The sequence below is a fragment of the Pseudacidovorax sp. NFM-22 genome (genome assembly GCF_021401245.1).
Lineage (GTDB): Bacteria > Pseudomonadota > Gammaproteobacteria > Burkholderiales > Burkholderiaceae_C > Xenophilus.
The window spans coordinates 1,097,265-1,117,314 of sequence record NZ_JACBFY010000002.1 but is presented as its reverse complement, the minus strand read 5'-3'; the positions used below and the strand labels follow the sequence as shown (position 1 = coordinate 1,117,314).

15 protein-coding genes are annotated in these 20,050 nt (G+C 70.1%); 4 read left to right on the top strand and 11 right to left on the bottom strand.

Translation table 11 applies throughout. The features are described 5' to 3' along the window. Positions 1-24 precede the first annotated feature (24 nt). From L0984_RS10715 to L0984_RS10675, 9 genes are all read right to left on the bottom strand, one after another. The gene (locus L0984_RS10715) at positions 25-774 is read right to left on the bottom strand and encodes a transporter substrate-binding domain-containing protein (protein ID WP_234193664.1); all 750 of its coding nucleotides are present in this window, start codon (positions 772-774) and stop codon (positions 25-27) included. 85 nt (positions 775-859) lie between these two features. After that, a complete protein-coding gene (locus L0984_RS10710) occupies positions 860-1,621 on the bottom strand; it encodes an IclR family transcriptional regulator (RefSeq protein WP_234193663.1) in 762 nt (253 codons plus the stop codon). A gap of 117 nt (positions 1,622-1,738) precedes the next feature. Further along, entirely contained in the window at positions 1,739-3,469 is a 1,731-nt protein-coding gene (gene hutU, locus L0984_RS10705) for a urocanate hydratase (protein WP_234193662.1), read from the bottom strand. A gap of 40 nt (positions 3,470-3,509) precedes the next feature. Then, positions 3,510-5,057 (bottom strand): histidine ammonia-lyase, encoded by a 1,548-nt coding sequence (gene hutH, locus L0984_RS10700; RefSeq protein ID WP_234193661.1) that lies wholly within the window; start codon positions 5,055-5,057, stop codon positions 3,510-3,512. Between the two features lie 58 nt (positions 5,058-5,115). Further along, a complete protein-coding gene (gene hutC / locus L0984_RS10695) occupies positions 5,116-5,901 on the bottom strand; it encodes a histidine utilization repressor (RefSeq protein WP_083715921.1) in 786 nt (261 codons plus the stop codon). After that, positions 5,898-6,218: a hypothetical protein gene (locus L0984_RS10690; RefSeq protein WP_234193660.1), complete on the bottom strand. Its 321-nt coding sequence runs from the start codon at positions 6,216-6,218 to the stop codon at positions 5,898-5,900. The genes hutC and L0984_RS10690 overlap by 4 nt, the downstream gene beginning before the upstream one ends. A 714-nt stretch (positions 6,219-6,932) precedes the next feature. Beyond that, complete coding sequence (locus L0984_RS10685; RefSeq protein WP_234193659.1) at positions 6,933-7,736, bottom strand: ABC transporter ATP-binding protein; 804 nt, start codon at positions 7,734-7,736, stop codon at positions 6,933-6,935. Beyond that, on the bottom strand, positions 7,733-8,548 hold the full coding sequence (locus L0984_RS10680) for an ABC transporter permease (protein ID WP_234193658.1): 816 nt from the start codon (positions 8,546-8,548) through the stop codon (positions 7,733-7,735). Before L0984_RS10680 ends, L0984_RS10685 begins: the two co-directional genes overlap by 4 nt. Further along, complete coding sequence (locus L0984_RS10675; protein WP_234193657.1) at positions 8,549-9,514, bottom strand: ABC transporter substrate-binding protein; 966 nt, start codon at positions 9,512-9,514, stop codon at positions 8,549-8,551. Positions 9,515-9,924: 410 nt separating this feature from the next. Here L0984_RS10675 and recQ point away from each other — a divergent pair, with 410 nt between their 5' ends. After that, the gene (gene recQ / locus L0984_RS10670; protein ID WP_234193656.1) at positions 9,925-11,865 is read left to right on the top strand and encodes a DNA helicase RecQ; all 1,941 of its coding nucleotides are present in this window, start codon (positions 9,925-9,927) and stop codon (positions 11,863-11,865) included. A gap of 140 nt (positions 11,866-12,005) precedes the next feature. On the opposite strand, the gene L0984_RS10665 is transcribed toward recQ, so the two are convergent. Together L0984_RS10665 and L0984_RS10660 are read right to left on the bottom strand one after the other, a co-directional pair. After that, positions 12,006-13,577 carry a S41 family peptidase gene (locus tag L0984_RS10665; RefSeq protein WP_234193655.1) on the bottom strand — a complete coding sequence of 524 codons (1,572 nt, stop codon included), beginning with the start codon at positions 13,575-13,577 and terminating at the stop codon, positions 12,006-12,008. A gap of 147 nt (positions 13,578-13,724) precedes the next feature. Then, positions 13,725-16,049: an ATP-binding protein gene (locus L0984_RS10660; RefSeq protein ID WP_234193654.1), complete on the bottom strand. Its 2,325-nt coding sequence runs from the start codon at positions 16,047-16,049 to the stop codon at positions 13,725-13,727. Positions 16,050-16,230: 181 nt separating this feature from the next. Between L0984_RS10660 and L0984_RS10655 the strand changes: the two genes are divergently transcribed. From L0984_RS10655 to L0984_RS10645, 3 genes are all read left to right on the top strand, one after another. Next, positions 16,231-17,436, top strand: coding sequence for a threonine ammonia-lyase (locus tag L0984_RS10655; protein WP_234193653.1), 1,206 nt, complete (start codon positions 16,231-16,233; stop codon positions 17,434-17,436). A gap of 131 nt (positions 17,437-17,567) precedes the next feature. Then, a complete protein-coding gene (locus L0984_RS10650) occupies positions 17,568-17,720 on the top strand; it encodes a hypothetical protein (protein WP_017759270.1) in 153 nt (50 codons plus the stop codon). Between the two features lie 216 nt (positions 17,721-17,936). Next, positions 17,937-19,790, top strand: a complete 1,854-nt coding sequence (locus tag L0984_RS10645; RefSeq protein WP_234193652.1) for a phosphoenolpyruvate carboxykinase (GTP) — start codon at positions 17,937-17,939, stop codon at positions 19,788-19,790. Positions 19,791-20,050: the final 260 nt, after the last annotated feature.

The window sequence follows — 20,050 nt, the reverse complement described above, 5'->3', positions numbered from 1 at the left end:
TCGCGTCCTGTGGTCAGCCGCGCGTCACTTCGACGCGGGGAACCATTTCTGGACGATCGCGGCGTAGCTGCCGTCGGCCTTCATGCGGGCCAGGGCGTCGTTGACCGCCTTGGTGAGCTCGGGCGTGTCCTTGCGGATGGCCATGCCGTATTCCTCGGTGGTCAGTTGCTCGGGCAGCACCTTGAGGCCGGGGCGGGTGCGCACATACTGGTAGGCGGCGGGCTTGCCGGTGACGGCGGCGTCGCTGCGGCCCACTTCCACCAGGTTGAACATCTCCTGGTTCTTCTCGACCTCCAGCAGCTGGGCCTGCGGGTACTTCTCCTTGAGGAAGCTCACCGACTTGGTGCCCACCTGCACGCTCACCTTGCGGCCGGCCAGGTCGGCGGGCGACTTGACGGTGCTGTTGTCCGCCTTGGTCATCACCACCAGGCCGCCGGCGTAGTAGGGCACGGTGAAGTCGACCACCTTGCGGCGCTCGTCGGTGATGTAGATGGCCGAGACGGCCATGTCGGCGCGGCGCGAGACCAGCGCCGGAATCAGGCCCTTGAAGTCGATGTCGATCCATTCCACGGGCCGGCCCAGCTGCTTGCCGATGGCCTCGACCATCTCGGTGTCGAAGCCGGTGCGCTTGCCGTTCTCGATGTACTCCATGGGCGGGAAGGTGGCGTCGGTGGCCACGCGCAGCGGCTCGGCGGCATGGGCGGCGGTGCCGGCCAGGGCAAGGGTGCCGACGAGGGCGAGCAGCAGGCGACGGGGCAGGGGGCGGGACATCATGGAAGCACTCCGGGAACGTTGGAAGGGAGAAGAACGGAAGGCGCAAGAAAGAGGGGAAGCGGGCTCGCTGGCGGTGGGGTCCTGCTCAATGCAGCAGCAGCCGGCGCGAGATGCGGGCCGCGGCCACCACGGTCATCTGCACGAGCGCGGCCTCCTGGTGCTGCGCACGCAGGATCGGGGCCATCAGCGTGAGCACGCCGGCCGCCTGGTGCGAGGCGCCCATCAGCGGCACGCTGCAGCCCCAGACGCCGTCGTCCACCTCGCCGGCGCTCAGCGCATGGCCGGCCTGGCCGATGGCGTGCAGCTCGGCCTCGGCGGCGGCACGCTCGGCGGTGCCGGCGCCGTACTGCGCATCGAGCACTGCGGCCCGCGCGGCCGGCGGCAGGTGGGCCAGCAGGCACTTGGCCGAGGCGCCCGCGCGCAGCGGCACGCTGCGGCCCTTCTCGAAGGAGCAGCGCAGCGACTGGTGGCTCTCGACCATGTCCAGGCAGATGGCCTGGTCGTTCACCGCGACGATCAGGCCGACGCTCTCGTGGGACTGGCGGGCCAGCTCTTCCATGGTGGGCCGGGCCTGGCGCATGAGCTCTGAGGCCAGGTCGAAGCCCAGCGCCATCTGCAGGCTGAGCGGCCCCGGGGCATAGCTGCCCTCACGCTCGATCACGAAGCCCCAGCGGCGCAGGCGCGCCAGCTGGCGATAGAGGGTGCTGCGCGTGAGCCCCGTGTGGGCGATCAGTTCGGCCGCCGTGAGCGGCCGGCCCTGCCGCGCCAGCACGGCCAGCACCTGCAGCACGCGGTCGGCGGCAGGGACGGCAGCAGCAGCAGCAACGGGGGGCGCAGGCGAGGCCATGCGTCCAGTATCAAAAAAAGCCATCGCGAAGTGCACCACCCGGTCCCACGCGGTGGGACTGGGCGGCGGTTTTTGTGGCGCCGTCTTTCTTCCCGCGCGCCGGAGCGCGCCAGTCGCTCAGCGCACCATCGGCAGGTTGAGGCCGAACTTCTTCGCGGTGGCCACGGCCAGCTCGTAGCCGGCGTCCGCATGGCGCATGACGCCCGAGGCGCAGTCGTTGACCAGCACGCGCGCCAGGCGGCGCTCGGCGGCCTCGGTGCCGTCGCACACGATCACCATGCCGGCATGCTGCGAATAGCCCATGCCCACGCCGCCGCCGTGGTGCAGGCTGACCCAGGTGGCGCCGCCGGCGGTGTTGAGCAGGGCATTGAGCAGCGGCCAGTCGCTCACGGCATCGGTGCCGTCCTTCATGCCCTCGGTCTCCCGGTTGGGGCTGGCCACCGAGCCGGTGTCCAGGTGGTCGCGGCCGATGACGATGGGCGCCTTGAGCTCGCCCTTCTTCACCATCTCGTTGAAGGCCAGGCCGGCGATGTGCCGCTCGCCCAGGCCCAGCCAGCAGATGCGCGCGGGCAGGCCCTGGAAAGCGATGCGCTCGCGCGCCATGTCCAGCCAGCGGTGGGTGTGTTTGTTCTCCGGAAACAGCTCCTTGATCTTGGCGTCGGTCTTGTAGATGTCCTCCGGGTCGCCCGACAGCGCCACCCAGCGGAAGGGGCCCTTGCCCTCGCAGAACAGCGGCCGGATGTAGGCGGGCACGAAACCGGGGAAGTCGAAGGCGTTCTTCACACCCTGGTCGAAAGCCACCTGCCGGATGTTGTTGCCGTAGTCCACCGTCGGGATGCCCATGGCCTGGAAGTCCAGCATGGCCTGCACGTGCACGGCGCAGCCTTCGGCGGCGGCCTGCTTGAGCTGCGCGTGCTGGGCCGGGTCCGCCGAGGCGGCACGCCACTGCGGCACGCTCCAGCCCACCGGCAGGTAGCCGTTGATCAGGTCGTGGGCCGAGGTCTGGTCGGTGACCAGGTCGGGCCTGGGGCCGCCGGCCTTGGCGCGGCGCACCAGCTCGGGCAGCACCTCGGCCGCGTTGCCGAGCAGGGCGATGGAGACGGCCTCCTTCTTCGCCGTGTGGTGGGCGATGAGAGCCAGGGCGTCGTCGATGTCCCGGGCCTGCTTGTCCACGTAGCGCGTGCGCAGGCGGAAGTCGATGCTGCTCTGCTGGCACTCGACGGTCAGCGAACACGCGCCCGCCAGCGTGGCCGCCAACGGCTGCGCGCCGCCCATGCCGCCGAGGCCTGCCGTCAGGATCCATTTCCCCGACAGATCGTTGCCGTAATGCTGGCGGCCGGCTTCGACGAAGGTCTCGAAGGTGCCCTGCACGATGCCCTGGCTGCCGATGTAGATCCAGCTGCCAGCGGTCATCTGGCCGTACATGAAGAGGCCCTTGCGGTCCAGCTCGTGGAAGTGCTCCCAATTGCCCCACTTGGGCACGAGGTTGGAGTTGGCGATGAGCACCCGTGGCGCGTCCGCATGGGTCTTGAACACGCCCACCGGCTTGCCGGACTGCACCAGCAGCGTCTCGTCCTCGCCCAGCTTCTTCAGCGAATCGAGGATGGCGTCGAAGCATTCCCAGTTGCGCGCCGCGCGGCCGATGCCGCCATAGACCACCAGGGCCTGCGGGTTCTCGGCCACCTCGGGGTCGAGGTTGTTCTGCAGCATGCGGAAGGGGGCCTCGATCAGCCAGTTCCTGCACGACAGCTCGGTGCCGCGCGGGGCGCGCACCACGCGGCTGGGGTCCACGCGCGGATCGGCGAGAGCGGTGGCGGTGCGGGCGATGAAGTTCTCGGGGGCGTTCATGGCGGTGCTCCTTGAAAGGTCGGGGTGTCGGTCGGTCGGTTCAGGCGAGGTGGCTGGGCAGCAGCGCCAGCAGCGGGGAGGGCAGTTCGGCGGCCAGTGCCCACTGGCGCATGGCTTCGATGTCCGGCGCCAGGTAGCGGTCGCGCTCGACGAAGGCGACCTGGCGGCGGATGCGGGCGATCTCGGCTTCGACGGCGACCGAGCTGCGCGGCGTGGTGTCGTTGCGTTTCAGTTCGATGCCCTGCGCGGCGGCCATGGCCTCGATGCCGATGACGACCGCGGTGTTGTTGACCATCTCGCCCAGCCGGCGCGCCGCGAAGGTCGCCATGGACACATGGTCCTCCTGGTTGGCCGAGGTGGGCAGGCTGTCCACACTGGCGGGATGGGCGAGCGACTTGTTCTCCGAGGCCAGGGCCGCGGCCGTGACCTGCGCGATCATGAAGCCGGAGTTGAGCCCACCGTCGCGCACCAGGAAGGGCGGCAGGCCCGACAGGCCCGTGTCCAGCAGCAGCGCGATGCGGCGCTCGGCGATGGCGCCCACCTCGGCGACGGCCAGCGCGAGGATGTCGGCCGCGAAGGCCACCGGCTCGGCGTGGAAGTTGCCGCCGGAGATGACCTCGCCGGTGTCGCAGAAGAGCAGCGGGTTGTCCGAGGCGGCATTGGCCTCGGTCACCAGCACGCGGGCGGCATGCGTCAGGTTGTCCAGGCAGGCGCCCATCACCTGCGGGATGCAGCGGATGGAATACGGGTCCTGCACGCGACCGCAGTCGGCATGGCTGGGGATGATGGCGCTGCCTTCGAGCAGCGTGCGCACGGCGGCCGCCACGGCGATCTGCCCCGGCTGGCCGCGCGCGGCATGGATGCGGGCGTCGAAGGGCTTGATGGAACCCTGGATGGCCTCCAGCGACAACGCGCCCGACATCAGGGCCGAGGCGAACACGTTCTCCGCGCCGAAGAGGCCGGCGAGCGCCAGCGCCGTCGAGACCTGCGTGCCGTTGAGCAGCGCCAGGCCTTCCTTGGGGCCGAGCACGAAGGGCTCGATGCCGATGCTGCGCATGGCTTCGGCGCCGCCGACGACGCGGCCGTCCGCCAGGCGCGCCTGGCCTTCGCCGATGAGCACGCAGGCCAGGTGCGCCAGCGGCGCCAGGTCCCCCGAGGCGCCCACCGAGCCCTTGGCCGGGATCAGCGGCGTGACGCCGGCATTGAACATCGCCAGCAGCGCATCGACCAGCGCCGGCCGCACGCCCGAATGCCCGCGCGCCAGGCTCACCGCCTTGGTGGCGATCACCAGCCGCACCACCTCGGCCACCAGCGGCTCGCCCGTGCCCACGCTGTGCGACAGCACCAGGTTGCGCTGCAGCTCGGCCAGGTGCTCGTGGCCGATCCTGGTGCTGGCCAGCTTGCCGAAGCCGGTGTTGATGCCGTAGACCACGTCGTCGTGGTCCACGATGCGCTGCACGGCGGCCTGCGCGGCCTGCATGCCCGCGCGCACGCTGTCATCCAGCGCGAGCGTCAGGCCGCCCTGGTGGATGCGGCGCAGGCTGGCCAGGTCGACCTGGCCGGGATGGAGGGTCAGCAGGGGGGTCATGGCGGGTTGTCTATACAGGTTGTGGCGTGCGAAGGCGAAGCGGTTGGGCAAGGGGCGTTCAGCCCCAGCCGGGATTGCCGTCGGCGCGGAAGCGGCTGCCCAGCCGGTAGCGCGAGGCCGGGTGCAGGCAGCGCACCAGCGTGATGGGCGTGCCGCGGGACCAGGTGCGGCGGGTGAGCAGCAGGCAGGGCTCGCCCACGTCCATGGCCAGGCGCGCGGCCTGCTCGGGCGTGGGCAGCACGGCATCGACCAGGTGCTCGATCTGGTCGAAGGGCACGTGGCGCACCAGGTATTCGCTGGGCGGCATGAGCGAGAAGTCCTGGTCCAGGAAGGCCGGCACCATGCGCGGGCTCACCCAGCGGTCCTCCAGCTGCACGGGGGTGCCGTTCTCCAGGTGCAGGCAGAGGCAGTGGAAGAGCGATTCGCCCAGGCGCACGTCGAGCCAGGCGGCGATGTCGGCGGGCGCGGCGATGCGCTCGGCCGCCAGCAGCTCGAAGCCATAGTCGTGGCCGCGGCCGCGGATCTCGCTGGCGATGTTGGCGATCTGCAGCAGGGTGGACTGCGGCTTGGTCTCGGCGACGAAGCTGCCCACGCCGGCCACGCGCTTGACGCGGCCTTCGTCCACCAGCTCGCGCAGGGCGCGGTTGGCGGTCATGCGCGAGATGCCGAACTGCGCGACCAGCTCGTGTTCCGACGGCAGGCGGTGGCCGGCGGGCCATTCGCCACTCTGGATGCGGCGGACGATGTGTTCCTTGACCTGCTCGTAGAGGGCCAAGGACGGGTTGCTCGGTGGGGCGCTGACGGGGCGTCGGTCGCGCGGTGCCTTGGCGGCGGTCGTCGTCATGCGCGGCCTCCGTCGTGATGCGGCTTGCGGGTCTGGCCGCGGCTGGCGCTGACAGCGTCGATCAGCGTGTGCACGGCTTGGCGCTTGATGTTCATGCCTGTGCCTGTGCCTTCAGCGATGCCGATGCCGATGCCGATGCCGATGCCGATGCCGATGCCGTTGCCGTTGCCGCAGCGATGGTCAGGACGGTGCGCCAGAGCGGCCGGCAGCCCGTGGGCGGCGGTGCTTCGGTGGCGCGGTCGGCGCTGCGCGCCGACTCCCCTGCGGTGCTCGCGAAACCGGCCCGCGGCATAACTCGCGACGTTCACTGCGTTCACTCTGCTCGGACAAATGCCGCGAGTCAGATCACGAAGCAGGCCTGTCCTTCGGCAGGCCTGCGGCCGGCTCCGCTGCGCTCCTCGGCGCGCCACAGGCGCACCACCGCCCACGGGCTGCCGACCACTCTGGAATGGGCCGTGCGGTCGTGCACGCCGATCCAGCCGAAGCTGGCTGTTGCTCCCTCTCCCTCTGGGAGAGGGCTGGGGTGAGGGCCTGCGGCGCTGCTGAGGGTCCGACCTCAACGAGGCGCTGGGCGGCCCCTCACCCAACCTCTCCCCAGAGGGGAGAGGAGTGAAAGCCCGAGGCCAGGCCGAAGCCGAAGCCGAAGCCGAAGCCGAAGCCGAAGCCGAAGCCGAAGCCGAAGCTGAAGCCCGGTCAGAAAACCGGGCACGCGGTTCCCCTTCCCCGATACCGACGCAACGTCCCCAGCGCGCGGGGCCGGGGCCGGCTGGCGCGGGCGATTTGCGGGGTGGCGAGAAGCGCAGGCCGGGGCGAGGCACGCCTGCCGAAGGACAGGCGTGCTTCGTGAACTGACTCGTCGCAGTTGTTTGAGCGGAGCGCGCCAGCGCGTAGCGAGTTCTGCGACGCGAGCCCCGGCCGAGCATCGCAGCGGAGTCGGCGCGGCCGACCACCCCGCCATGAGCCCGCGGCAGCCGGCCCCGGCCACGCGCGCCGCCCCCGACATCACCCTGACTGCGCCGCACAACCATCGCTCAGTGCTCCGCCGCCGCCATCGACTCCGCCCGGATCTCTTCCGTCAACCGTGCCTTCAGCTCCATGAATTCCGGCGTCGTCTTGAGCGTGTAGTGGCGCGGATGCGGCAGGTCCACCGCGATCTCGGTCTTGATGCGGCCCGGCCGGGCGCTGAACACCGCCACCCGGTTGGCCATGAAGATCGCCTCGTCGATGTCGTGCGTGACGAACAGCACCGTCTTGCGCTCGGCCTCCCAGATGCCCAGCAGCAGCTCCTGCATCAGCACCCGCGTCTGGTTGTCCAGCGCGCCGAAGGGCTCGTCCATCAGCAGCATCTTGGGGTCGTTGGCCAGCGCGCGCGCGATGGCCGTGCGCTGCTGCATGCCGCCCGAGAGCTGCTTGGGATAGTGCCGCTCGAAGCCCCGCAGCCCGACCTTGGCGATGAAGTAGGCCGCGCGCTCCTTCTGCTCGGCCTCGGGCAGGCCGCGCTCGCGCAGGCCGAAGCGGATGTTCTGCTCGATGTCCAGCCACGGAAAGAGCGTGTAGCTCTGGAACACCATGCCCCGGTCCGCGCCCGGCCCGGTCACCGGCCGGCCGTCCAGCAGCACCTGGCCGCTGGTCGGAAAGTCCAGCCCCGCCACGATGCGCAGCAGCGTCGACTTGCCGCAGCCCGAGGGCCCGAGGATGGTGACGAAGTCGTTCTCGCGCACGTCGAAGTCCACCGGCAACAGCGCCTGCGTGGACTGCCCCCGCGCCCCGGTGAAGGTGCGCGAGACGCCGCGGATGGCCAGCTGCACGCCGGCTTCTTGCACGTTGCCGCTCATAGCGAAGCCCAGGCGAACAGCCGCCGGTTGACGGCCTTGAACAGGAAGTCCGACACCAGCCCGATCAGGCCGATGACGATGATGCCGAAGATGATCTGCCCGGTGTTCAGCAGCGCCTGGCTGTCGGTGATCATGTGGCCGATGCCCGAGGACGAGCCGATGAGCTCGGCCACGATCACGTAGGTCCAGGCCCAGCCCAGCACCAGGCGCAGCGTCTCGGCGATGCCCGGCGCCGCGCCCGGGATCAGCACCCGCCGCACGATGCCGCCGCCGTCGGCGCCCAGGGTGTACGCGGCCTCGACCAGGTCCTTGCGGGCGCTGCCCACCGTCACCGCCACCATCAGGATGATCTGGAACACCGAGCCGATGAAGATCACCAGCAGCTTCTGCGCTTCGCCGATGCCGGCCCACAGGATCAAGAGCGGAATGAAGGCCGAGGCCGGCAGGTAGCGGCAGAAGGAGACGAAGGGCTCCAGGAAGGCTTCCACCGGCTTGTAGGCGCCCATCAGGATGCCCAGCGGCACCGCGATGACGGCCGCCAGCAGGAAGCCGCCGAACACCCGCCACACCGTCATGCCGATGTCGCCGATGAAGCCGTACTCGGTGAACAGCAGCACGGCCTCCTTCACCATCGTGACCGGGCTGGCCAGGAAGGTGGGCGACACATAGCCGCCCAGCGTGAAGAAGGCCCACACCGCCACGAAGAGCACGAAGAAGGCCACGCCCAGCAGCCAGCGCGTGCGCGGGCCGACGGGCTCGAGCGGGGTCATGACGGAACGGCGGGGCACGGACGCGGACTCACGCAAGGGCATTTACTTGATGTACGACGCGTCGTAGGTGGCCTTGAGGTCCTCGGGCGCCTTGCGGATCACGCCGGCCTCCAGCAGGATCGGCACCGACTCCTTCATGAACTGCTCCAGCTCGCCGGAGAAGAACTTCTGGTTGGCGGCCTTGTCCTGCCAGCGCAGGTACTTGGACGAATTGGCAAACGCTTCGCCGGTCTGCTTGACCGCGGAGCCCATGATCTCGTTGGCCTTGGCGGGCTCGGCCTTGATCATCTCCAGCGCCTCGAAGTACGACGCGGTGAGCGCCTGCGCCGCCTTGGCGTTGGCCTTGAGCCAGGTGGGCGCGCAGCCCACGGTGTCCATCACCATCGGGTAGTCGAGCGTGGTCGCGAGGATCTTGCCGGACTGCGGCGCGTTGCGCACCGTCGACAGGTACGGCTCGTAGGTCATGGCGGCGTCGTTCTGGCCCGCCACGAAGGCCTGGGCGGCAGCCTGCGGCGCCAGCGTCACGGTCTTCACGTCCTTGAGCGTCATGCCGTTCTTGCTGAGCATCCAGGCCAGGCCGAAATAGGGCGCGGTGCCGGGCGCATCGACGCCGATGGTCTTGCCCTTGAGGTCGGCGAAGGACTTGACGTCATTGCGCACGGCGATGCCGTCGGCGCCGTAGGACTTGTCCATCTGGAAGATCTGCACGATGGGCACGCCGTTGGCGTTCCAGGCCACGTGCGTCTCCACCGTGGTGGCGGCGCACTGGATGGCGCCCGAGGCCAGGGCCAGGTGGCGGTCCTTCTGCGGGATCATCTTGATCTCCACGTCCAGGCCGTTCTTCTTGAAGATGCCGGCCTTGTCGGCCAGCGTGAGCGGGGCGAAGCCCGTCCAGCCGGACATGCCGAGCGCGATCTTCGTCTCCTGCGCGGCGGCGGTGCCCGCGGCGCAGGCGAGGGCGGTGGCGGCAGCCACCAGCGATGCGATCTTGAAGACGGTCTTGGCCATGGGGCCCTCCTGTGGTGTGAATGGCGGAACAACGGACATCGGTGCGGGCGACCTCGCCAGCCGGGGAGCGGGGCGCAGTCTGAGCCTGGCCGCCATACCTGTATATACAGGACAACCCGCAGCGCTGTTTCATTGGGAAGAAGACACGCGAAGGGGGAAGGTCCCGCTTCGGTGCATCGGCCTCGGCCATGCACCAAAATGCTGTCTATACAGGCAGTGGCGGACGCAAGTGCCCATCCGATTGCAGAAGGCGTGCCAGCCTCCACCGGCTTGACGCCGCCCCCGGCCCTCCCGCGTCGGCCTGAGACAATGACGCCCTGGCGCGCGGGAGGCGCGCCGCACGCGCCCCACGCCGGCGCGTCGCTGCCATCCACCCGCCCGCCTGCCCCCCGCCACCGCCCGCACCGACCGTGTCTTCCACCCATTCCATCGACTCCGGCAGCACCGCGCCCCTGGCCATCCTGCGCGAGGTCTTCGGCTACGAGGCCTTCCGCGGCCCGCAGGCGGCCATCGTCGACCAGGTCACGGCCGGCGGCGACGCGCTGGTGCTCATGCCCACCGGCGGCGGCAAGTCGCTGTGCTACCAGATCCCGGCCATCGCCCGCGCACGCGCCGGCCATGGTGTGAGCATCGTGGTCTCGCCGCTCATCGCGCTGATGCACGACCAGGTCGGCGCCCTGCACGAGGCCGGCGTGAGCGCCGCCTTCCTCAATTCCACGCTGGACTGGCAGGAGGCACTGGATGTCGAGCGCCGCACCGCCCGCGCCGAACTCACGCTGCTCTACGCCGCGCCCGAGCGCGTCAACACGCCGCGCTTCCTGGAGCTGCTGGACGGCCTGGCCGCGCGCGGCAAGCTGGCCCTGTTCGCCATCGACGAGGCCCACTGCGTGAGCCAGTGGGGCCACGACTTCCGCCCTGAATACCGGGCGCTGGCCGTGCTGCACGAGCGCTACCCGGCCGTGCCGCGCATCGCGCTCACCGCCACCGCCGATGCGCTCACGCGCGCCGACATCGTCGAGCGGCTGCAGCTGCAGGACGCGCGCCAGTTCGTCAGCAGCTTCGACCGGCCCAACATCCGCTACGCCATCGTCGAGAAGAAGGACGCCAGCACGCAGCTGCTGCGCTTCATCGAGCGCGAGCACGAGGGCGAGGCCGGCGTCGTCTACTGCCAGTCGCGCAAGCGCGTGGAAGAGGTGGCGCAGATGCTGGCCGACGCCGGCGTCAACGCGCTGCCCTACCACGCAGGCCTGGACGCCGCCGTGCGCCAGCGCCACCAGGACCGCTTCCTGCGCGAGGAAGGCATCGTCATGGTGGCCACCATCGCCTTCGGCATGGGCATCGACAAGCCCGACGTGCGCTTCGTCGCCCACCTGGACCTGCCCAAGAACATCGAGGGCTACTACCAGGAGACCGGCCGCGGCGGCCGCGACGGCCTGCCTGCCGATGCCTGGATGGCCTACGGCCTGCAGGACGTGGTCAACCAGCGCCGCATGATCGACGAGAGCCCGGCGGCCGAGGAATTCAAGCAGGTGATGCGCGGCAAGCTCGACGCACTGCTGGCCCTGGCCGAGGCCACCGACTGCCGCCGCGTGCGACTGCTGGCCTACTTCGACGAGACCTACGGCATGCCGCCCGATGCGCCGGAGGGCGAGGAGCGCGTACCGCTCATGCACTGCGGCAGCTGCGACAACTGCCTGTCGCCGCCCGCGGTGTGGGACGGCACGGACGCCGCGCGCAAGCTGCTGTCCACCATCTACCGCGTGCAGCAGCAAAGCGGCATCGGCTTCGGCGCCGGCCACATCATGGACATCCTGCGCGGCAAGACCACCGACAAGGTCAAGCAGTTCTTCCATGAACGAATCAGCACCTTCGGCATCGGCGCCGAGTACAGCGAGACGCAGCTGCGCGGCGTGCTGCGCCAGCTGATCGCCATCGGCGCGGTGGAGGTGGACGCGGAGAAGTTCAACACCCTGCGCCTGACCGACGGCTCGCGCGCGGTGCTGCGCGGCGAGGTGCCGGTGCGGCTGCGCGAATCAGTGTCGCAACCGGCCCAGCGCCGCAGCCGGCGCGAGCGCACGGGCGGCGGCGCCAGCGCCGCGGCACCGGCGGCGGCAGCGGCGCTCGACACCGCGGGACAGGCCCGCTTCGCGGCCCTCAAGGCCTGGCGCGCCGAGGTGGCCAAGGCCCACAACCTGCCGGCCTACGTCATCTTCCACGACGCGACCCTCGCCGCCATCGCCGAGCGCGCGCCCGGCTCGCTGGAAGACCTGGAAGGCGTCAGCGGCCTCGGCGCGAAGAAGCTGGAGGCTTACGGCGAGGAAGTGGTGCGGGTCATCGCGGGCGTGAGATAGAAGGAACCCCCCAAGCCGCTTCCATGCTCCGGGCGGCCGCCAGAGACGGCTGCTCTTCGGGCACGTCCAAGCCTGCGCAGGCAGGCTCGGAGCCGCGGCCATTCGATCCTGGCCGCTACGTGCAACCGGCGTGTGTTCGTCTAGAACCCGCGATCCGCCGGCAGCACGATCCGGTTCTCCAGCCAAGGGGCGCGCGGCCCCAGCACCGCCTGGTCGGGCGAAGGGCCGGTGCCACTGCCCGCGGCCGCCGAACGCGAGCTGGCCACCAGCGCCGTGGCCGGCACCGGGCAGCGGCCGTCCTGGCGCAAGGCAAGGGCCGCCGCCAGTCTTCCTTCCGCCGGATCGCCCAGCGCATGGCTGAAGTCGTCCGCCACGCTGCAGGTGGGCGCGAAGCCGTCCGCATAGTCGCCCTGGCCCTTGGCGTTGACGCCCTGGAACTGGATGGCGAAGTAGGTGGTGCCGCAGTTGTCCTGCGGATAGAAGCCGTAGGGCTTGCCGCAGGTGGCGCCGCCCACCAGCGCCACGTTCACGCCGATGCCGCGCAGGCCGTTGACCACGGACTCGCTGGCCGAGCAGGTATCGCCACCGGCCAGCACCAGCACGCGCGGCAGGTTCAGCCGCGGCAGCGGGCTGCCCGAACGCGGGCCGTACTGCGCCGTCGCATAGAAGGGCACCCGGCTGGCGGCGTCGGACGTGCCGAAGGGGTTCTTGCGGTTATAGACCAGCCGCTCGAAGGTCTGCCCCGTCGTGCTGCCGGCCGGCGCGATCATGCTGGCCAGCTCCGAGGCGATGCCCAGCAGACCGCCGCCGTTGTAGCGCATGTCCAGCACCAGGTCGGCCACGGCGGCGTCGCGCAGGCCGGCGATGGCGTCCATCAGCTGCGCCTCGGCCGCCACGCTGTGCTGGTTGAACTGCAGATAACCCACGTTGCCGCTGGCCGTGGCGATGGTCTTCACGTTCATCACGGCGCTGCTGGCGATGTCGGCGGCCGTGAGGCTGAGCGTGACGTCACTGCCGGCCAGGGTGCGCAGGCCCAGCTGGTGCACGTCGCCTGCCTTCTGGGGCGCCAGCCCGGCATTGAGGCCATCCACGTTGCTGCCGTTGGTCACGTCGATGCCGTCGACGGTGCGCAGGCGCATGCCGCGCGTCACCCCGTCCGCGGCGGCGGGCGAGTTGGGCTCCACGTAGGCCACGCGCACGTCCCGCGGCGGCACGCTGGAGAGGTAGGCGAAGTGGATGCCGTAGCCGACCTCCTGGCCGTTGTTTGCCAGGCCCTGGTAGGCGGCGGTGTCGTAGGTGAAATGGAAGCGGTCCTTGGGCTTGCCGCTGGCGGTGAGCGCCGAGGTCTTGAGCACCGCGAAGTAGTCGATGGGCGTCGCGTAGTTCGCCGCCGGGAGGGTGGGCACCTCGTCGTACCAGAGGTAGGTGTCGTCGATCCAGGAGCGCACCCAGCGCTTCTCGTCGAGCAGGGTCCCGGCCATGTCGGCGCTGCCGCTGCGGGGCTTGGCGCACCGGCCCGCCACGGAGGCCACGTCCACGATGTCCGGATCGCCGGCCTGGACGGCGGGCGTGGACGCCGGGGCCGCCGGACTGCTGGCGGGCAGAGCCAGCGGCAGCGCGCCGCCACCGCCTCCACCTCCGCCGCCGCCACAGGCACTCAACACGGTCACGATCGCGCCGGCCAGCAGCGCCCCCATCCCTCGTCGCATCATGGATCGTCCTCGGTGTGATGGGCACGCGGCCCCCCGGCGCGCATGCCGGCGTCGATGCTAGCGCCCCCGCGCGACAGTTCGCGCGCCCAGGAGGTGGGAATGAATCCGGCGGGGCCGAGCGGGCGTGGCGGGCTTGCCCGCCCCTTCTCAGTGGACGAAGCCCATGCCCCGCGCTTCGCGCACCTCGGGCTTGAGGCGGTGCTCGGCTTCCAACTGCTCCAGGAATTCCTCGGGCGTGAAGGCGGCGGCGAGGATCTCCACCTGCCGCTTCACGGCGGCGAAGTCGCCGGGGCACAGCTGGTCGAGCCGCGCCAGCCGCGCCGCGGCCTCGGGCGTGAGCGCCTCGGCCTGGCCGGCCAGCGCCTCGTTGACGAACATGCGCTCGCGCTGCTCGGCCGTGAGCGGCTTGAAGCGGATCTTGAAGGTGAAGCGCCGCAGCGCCGCCTGGTCGATGCGGTCGAGCAGGTTGGTGGTGCAGACGAAGACGCCCTGGTAGCGCTCCATGCCCTGCAGCATCTCGTTGACCTCGGTGACCTCGTAGGTGCGCTGGGCGCCGCGCCGGTCCTGCAGGAAGGAGTCGGCCTCGTCCAGCAGCAGCACCGCCTTCTCGGCCTCGGCCTCGCGGAACATGGCGGCCATCTGCTGCTCGGTCTCGCCGACGTACTTGCTCATCAGGTCGCTGGCCTGCTTGATCATCAGCGGCCGGCCCAGCGCACGGGCGATGTGCTCGGCCAGCGCCGTCTTGCCGGTGCCGGGCGCGCCGTAGAAGCACAGCGTGCCGTGGCCGCGGGCCTTGAGCGCCTCAACGATGCGCGGGATCTCGAAGCGCGTGTCGACGTTGAGCATGCCCAGGTCCCAGGTCGTCACGGCCAGCCGCTCGGCAGGCGTGCCGGGGCTGCGGCCCAGGGCCTGGTCGGCATTACGCAGTTGGCGCTCGATCAGCGCTTGGGCATCGGCGCCGCCCTCCGCCGCCAGGCCGGCGAAACGCACCGCGGTGCGGATCTGCGCCGGCGTGAGGCCGCGCCGCTCGGCCAGCCGGCCGGCAAAGGCCTCGGACACCTCGACACCGGCCAGGGCCTTGCGCACGATCTGCTCGCGCGCGCCGGGCGGCGGCGACTTCAGCTCCAGGTGGTAGGCGAAGCGCCGGCGGAAGGCCGGGTCGATCTGCTCGATGCGGTTGGTGACCCACAGCGTGGGCACCGGGTTGGTCTCCAGGATCTGGTTGACCCAGGCCTTGCCATTGACGCTGCCGCTGGCGGCCGGCGCGGCGATCTGCTCGGCGCGGGCCATGAACTGCGCCGCCTCGGTGCTGATGGGCGGGAACACGTCCTCCACCTCGTCGAACAGCAGCGCCGACTGCGCGCTGCCCTTGAGGAAGACCTGCGCGATCTGCAGCGAGCGGTAGCGGTCGCGGCCCGAGAGCGAGTTGCCGTCGCGGTCGGCGTACTCGACCTCGAACAGCTCCAGCCCCGCGGCCTGCGCCACCACCTTGGCCAGCTCGGTCTTGCCGGTGCCGGGTGGGCCGTAGAGCAGCACGTTCACGCCCGGCTCCTTGCGCGCGACGGCGGCGCGCAGCAGCGTGATCAGCATTCGGGCCTCGTCGCCGACGAATTCGAAGTCGTCCAGCGCCAGTTCGCTCTTGGTGGAAGGCCGCGTGAACACGGCCATCAGCTCGCTCTGGTCGCGGTACTCGCGCATGAGCACCGGCGGCAGCTTCTCGCTGACCTTCATCAGGTCGGCCAGGTCGGTGATGTTGTGCTCGGAGATGAGGTTCTCGACCAGGCCGATGCGCTCCAGCCGCGAGCCGGCGCGCAGCGCCTCGCCCACCTCGCTGGGGCTCACGCCGGCCACTTCGGCCAGGGCGGCATAGGCCTCGGGCGCGTTGCTGACCTTGAACTCCACCAGCAGCGAGCGCAGGTCGCGCTGGTAGCGCGCCAGCGTGCCGTAGAGCAGCAGTGCGCGCTCGGCCTTGTTCAGCTGCAGCAGCCCGGCCAGGGCGTCGATGTTCTTCTCGACCAGCGTGGACTGCTTGCGCAGCGTCTGTGCGAGCCAGTCGCGGGTCAATGCCAGCACGGCCAGCAGGTCCTTGGGCTGGTCCTTGGCGTATTCGTCGAGGTGGAAGAAAAGCGTGCCTTCTTCGTAAGGGCCGCGCCAGTGGCCGTGGCGTTCGAGCAGGGCGCGGTTGTCCAGCGTCTGCACGTCCTTCCAGACCTCGTTGCCCTCGCAGCGCCGCGCCAGGAAGGCCCGCAGCCGCTGCAATACCGACGCAGGCCACACCAGGTGGCGGCCGGTGAGCGAGAGCAGGCCGTTGAGGTCGCGCCGCACGTTGAAGCGCGGGCCCTGCTGCGCGGCCAGCGTGAGGACGAAGTGCGAGCACATCAGCTCCAGCACCGGCGCCTCGCGCAGGCCGGGCGAGGGCAAGGCGGCACCGCGCTGGGCGGTGCTGGCGTCGAGTCCTGAGCGGCGGGCCATGGCAGGGTTTCCTCGGAGATGGAGCGGCGACCATAGCGCAGTCCGATGCAATGCGGAAGTGCGGGGCCGCGAAAGCCCGGGTCGGCTGCGCATGGGCGCCGGCCCCGCTGCGGGGGCGCCCTCGGCGGCAGGCGCGCGTGCGGCGGACGCCTGCCTGCAGGGCCGCGCCACAATGCCGGCCATGGTCTCCCTCCAAGACATCGAAGCGGCCGCCCGGCGCCTCCAGGGTCAGGTGCTACGCACGCCCTGTGTGGAATCGCGCACCCTGTCGGACATCGTCGGTGCGCAGGTCTTCCTCAAGTTCGAGAACCTGCAGTTCACCGCCTCCTTCAAGGAGCGCGGTGCCTGCAACATCATGGCGCAGCTGGCCGCCGCCGACGTGCCGCCCAAGGGCGTGATCGCCATGTCGGCCGGCAACCATGCGCAGGGCGTGGCCTACCACGCGCAGCGGCTGGGCATTCCCGCGACCATCGTCATGCCGCGCTTCACGCCGGGCGTGAAGATCGAGCGCACCCGCGGCTTCGGCGCGAACGTGGTGCTGTTCGGCGATTCGCTGGAGGCGGCACGCGCCCATGCCTACGAGCTGGCCGAGCGCGACGGCCTGGCCTTCGTGCATCCCTACGACGACGACGCCATCATCGCGGGCCAGGGCACGGTGGCGCTGGAGATGCTGGAGGACGTGCCCGAACTGGACACGCTGGTCGTCTCGGTCGGCGGCGGCGGCCTGCTGGCCGGCATGACGGTGGTGGGCCGGGCGCGCCGGCCCGGGCTGCAGATCGTGGGCGTGCAGACGGCGCGCTTCCCGGCCATGGTCAACGCCGTCAAGGGCACGCAGCACATCGCCGGCACCAGCACCATCGCCGAAGGCATCGCCGTGGGCACGCCCGGCGAGCGCACCCGCGAGATCATCGCGTCGATGGTGGACGACCTGGTGCTGGTGGACGAAGGCGACATCGAGCAGTCGGTGCTGATGCTGCTGGAGATCGAGAAGACGCTGGTGGAAGGCGCAGGTGCCGCCGGTCTGGCGGCGCTGCTGCGGCATCCGGAGCGCTTCCGCGGGCGCAAGGTGGGGCTGGTGCTCTCGGGCGGCAACATCGATCCGCTGCTGCTGGCCGCGATCATCGAGCGCGGCATGGTGCGCGCCGGCCGCCTGGCGCGCCTGACGGTGAGCGCGCGCGACGTGCCCGGCATGCTGGCCCGCATCACCGCCACCGTGGCCGAGGCCGGCGCCAACATCGACGAGGTGCACCACCAGCGCGCCTTCACGCTGCTGGCGGCGCAGAACGTGGACATCGAGCTGGTGCTGCAGACCCGCGGCCGCGAGCACCTGGCCTCGGTCATCGCGGCGCTGCGCAACGCCGGCTTCGAGGCCGAGGAAATGCGCTAGTCGCGGGATAGCGCAAACCCACTGCTGGAGCGCCTCGGCAGGAGAAACCCCGAGTCCCACTCGCTTTCCTGGGAGAAGGGGTGCTTGTTAACATCTTTCTCCTTGTCCGCTTAGAAAAGAGACGCTCGCCCATGTCCACTCCCACGCCCGTCGAGCCCGGCCACGATGCCATCATCGAGAAAGACGCGGTGGAAGGCATCGTTCCGCTGATGCCGATCGTGCTGCCCATTGCTGGCGGCATCCTGATGCTGCTGCTGGCTTCGATCGCGGTGTACCTGGCCTGAGTGCCGAGGGCGTGCATGAATCCGGCCTGAGCGCCATGCCGGATTCCTCCATGCCTTCCGACGGACGCGCGGGCTTCTCGCCGCGCGCTACCCGCCGCCTGCGCCGACCGCGACCGCGGAATCCCTGACCGAAGACGTTTTCTCCAACGACGTTCACGCCGCGCGCCCCGCGACGAGCGTCGTTCGAAAAGACAGTTTTCTTTTCAGGAGTTCACCATGAGTCCCAGCAATCTGCAGGCCCCCGACTACGTCAAGAATCCCAAGCTCGTCGCCTGGGTGGCCGAGATGGCGGCCCTGTGCAAGCCCGAGCGCATCCACTGGTGCGACGGCAGCCAGGAAGAGTACGACGCCCTGTGCAACCAGCTCGTCGAGGCCGGCACCTTCAAGCGCCTGAACCCGGCCAAGCGCCCCGACTCCTTCCTCGCCTGCTCCGATCCGAGCGACGTCGCACGCGTCGAGGACCGCACCTTCATCTGCAGCGAGAAGAAGGAAGACGCCGGCCCCACCAACAACTGGATGGCCCCGGCCGAGATGCGCGCCACGCTGCAGCCCCTGTTCGACGGCTGCATGAAGGGCCGCACCCTGTACGTGGTGCCCTTCAGCATGGGCCCGCTGGGCTCGCCCATCGCCCACATCGGCATCGAGCTGTCCGACAGCCCGTACGTCGCCGTGAACATGAAGATCATGACCCGCATGGGCCGCGACGTGTACGACGTGCTGGGCGCCGAGGGCGAGTTCGTGCCCTGCGTCCACACCGTGGGCGCGCCGCTGCAGGCCGGCCAGAAGGACGTGGCCTGGCCCTGCAACAAGACCAAGTACATCGTCCACTACCCGGCCACGCGCGAGATCTGGTCGTACGGCTCGGGCTACGGCGGCAACGCGTTGCTGGGCAAGAAGTGCTTCGCGCTGCGCATCGCCTCCAACATGGGCCGCGACGAAGGCTGGCTGGCCGAGCACATGCTCATCCTGGGCGTGACCAGCCCCGAGGGCAAGAAGTACCACGTGGCCGCCGCCTTCCCCAGCGCCTGCGGCAAGACCAACTTCTCGATGCTCGTACCGCCGGCCGGCTTCGAGGGCTGGAAGGTCACGACCATCGGCGACGACATCGCCTGGATCAAGCCCCAGGCCGACGGCAGCCTGCGCGCCATCAACCCCGAAGCGGGCTACTTCGGCGTGGCACCGGGCACCAACTTCAAGACCAACCCCAACTGCATGGCCAGCCTCGACAAGAACGTGATCTTCACGAACGTCGCGCTGACCGACGACGGCGACGTGTGGTGGGAAGGCATGGAGGCCGACGCCCCCGGCAAGGCCATGCCCGCACACCTGATCGACTGGCAGGGCAAGGACTGGACGCCCCAGATCGCCCGCGAGACCGGCGCCAAGGCCGCCCACCCGAACGCCCGCTTCACCGTGGCCGCCACCAACAACCCCGCGCTGGACGAGGCCTGGGACGACCCCAAGGGCGTGAAGATCGACGCCTTCATCTTCGGCGGCCGCCGTTCCACCACGGTGCCGCTGGTGACCGAAGCCCGCAACTGGACCGAAGGCGTCTACATGGCCGCCACCATGGGCAGCGAGACCACCGCCGCCGCGGCCGGCCAGCAGGGCGTGGTGCGCCGCGACCCCTTCGCCATGCTGCCCTTCATGGGCTACAACATGAGCGACTACTTCCAGCACTGGCTGGACCTGGGCCGCAAGCTGCAGGCCTCGGGCGCCAAGCTGCCGCACATCTACACCACCAACTGGTTCCGCAAGGGCGACGACGGCAAGTTCGTCTGGCCCGGCTACGGCGAGAACATGCGCGTGCTCAAGTGGATGATCGACCGCATCGAAGGCCAGGGCCAGGGCGACGAGCATGTCTTCGGCGTCAGCCCGCGCTACGAGGACCTGAACTGGACCGGCCTGGACTTCAGCCGCGAGCAGTTCGACAAGGTCACCAGCATCGACAAGGCCGCCTGGCAGGCCGAGCTGAAGCTGCACAGCGAGCTGTTCGAGCAACTGGCCCATCACCTGCCGGAAGAGCTGCCGCAGACCAAGGCGGCCATCGAGCAGCGCCTGGCGGCTTGAAATAAAGCACCCCCCATGCCGCTTCGCGGCTCCCCCCTCCCTTGCGCCTTCGGCTTGGAGGGGGGCGCACCCAGCGGCCTGGCAAAGCCAGCTCCGCGGGTGCACTGGCATGGCCTGCTCCGCGGCCGTTTGATCTTTGGTGGCGTGTGCGGGCTCTCTCGCGGCTTCGGCTTGGAGTTGGGCGCCCGCCGTCCGGCAAAGCCAGTTCCGCGGATGCCCTGGCATGGCCTGCTCCGCGACCTTTCGATTCGGATGCCCGA

What these genes read in the sequence shown, in the direction of transcription:
- L0984_RS10665 (WP_234193655.1), bottom strand. Translation starts at nt 13,577, where the DNA reads ATGATGCGACGAGGGATGGGGGCGCTGCTGGCCGGCGCGATCGTGACC.
- L0984_RS10660 (WP_234193654.1), bottom strand. Translation starts at nt 16,049, where the DNA reads ATGGCCCGCCGCTCAGGACTCGACGCCAGCACCGCCCAGCGCGGTGCC.
- L0984_RS10710 (WP_234193663.1), bottom strand. Translation starts at nt 1,621, where the DNA reads ATGGCCTCGCCTGCGCCCCCCGTTGCTGCTGCTGCTGCCGTCCCTGCC.
- hutH (WP_234193661.1), bottom strand. Translation starts at nt 5,057, where the DNA reads ATGACCCCCCTGCTGACCCTCCATCCCGGCCAGGTCGACCTGGCCAGC.
- L0984_RS10655 (WP_234193653.1), top strand. Translation starts at nt 16,231, where the DNA reads ATGGTCTCCCTCCAAGACATCGAAGCGGCCGCCCGGCGCCTCCAGGGT.
- L0984_RS10650 (WP_017759270.1), top strand. Translation starts at nt 17,568, where the DNA reads ATGTCCACTCCCACGCCCGTCGAGCCCGGCCACGATGCCATCATCGAG.
- hutU (WP_234193662.1), bottom strand. Translation starts at nt 3,469, where the DNA reads ATGAACGCCCCCGAGAACTTCATCGCCCGCACCGCCACCGCTCTCGCC.
- L0984_RS10645 (WP_234193652.1), top strand. Translation starts at nt 17,937, where the DNA reads ATGAGTCCCAGCAATCTGCAGGCCCCCGACTACGTCAAGAATCCCAAG.
- hutC (WP_083715921.1), bottom strand. Translation starts at nt 5,901, where the DNA reads ATGACGACGACCGCCGCCAAGGCACCGCGCGACCGACGCCCCGTCAGC.
- L0984_RS10675 (WP_234193657.1), bottom strand. Translation starts at nt 9,514, where the DNA reads ATGGCCAAGACCGTCTTCAAGATCGCATCGCTGGTGGCTGCCGCCACC.
- L0984_RS10685 (WP_234193659.1), bottom strand. Translation starts at nt 7,736, where the DNA reads ATGAGCGGCAACGTGCAAGAAGCCGGCGTGCAGCTGGCCATCCGCGGC.
- L0984_RS10715 (WP_234193664.1), bottom strand. Translation starts at nt 774, where the DNA reads ATGATGTCCCGCCCCCTGCCCCGTCGCCTGCTGCTCGCCCTCGTCGGC.
- L0984_RS10680 (WP_234193658.1), bottom strand. Translation starts at nt 8,548, where the DNA reads ATGCCCTTGCGTGAGTCCGCGTCCGTGCCCCGCCGTTCCGTCATGACC.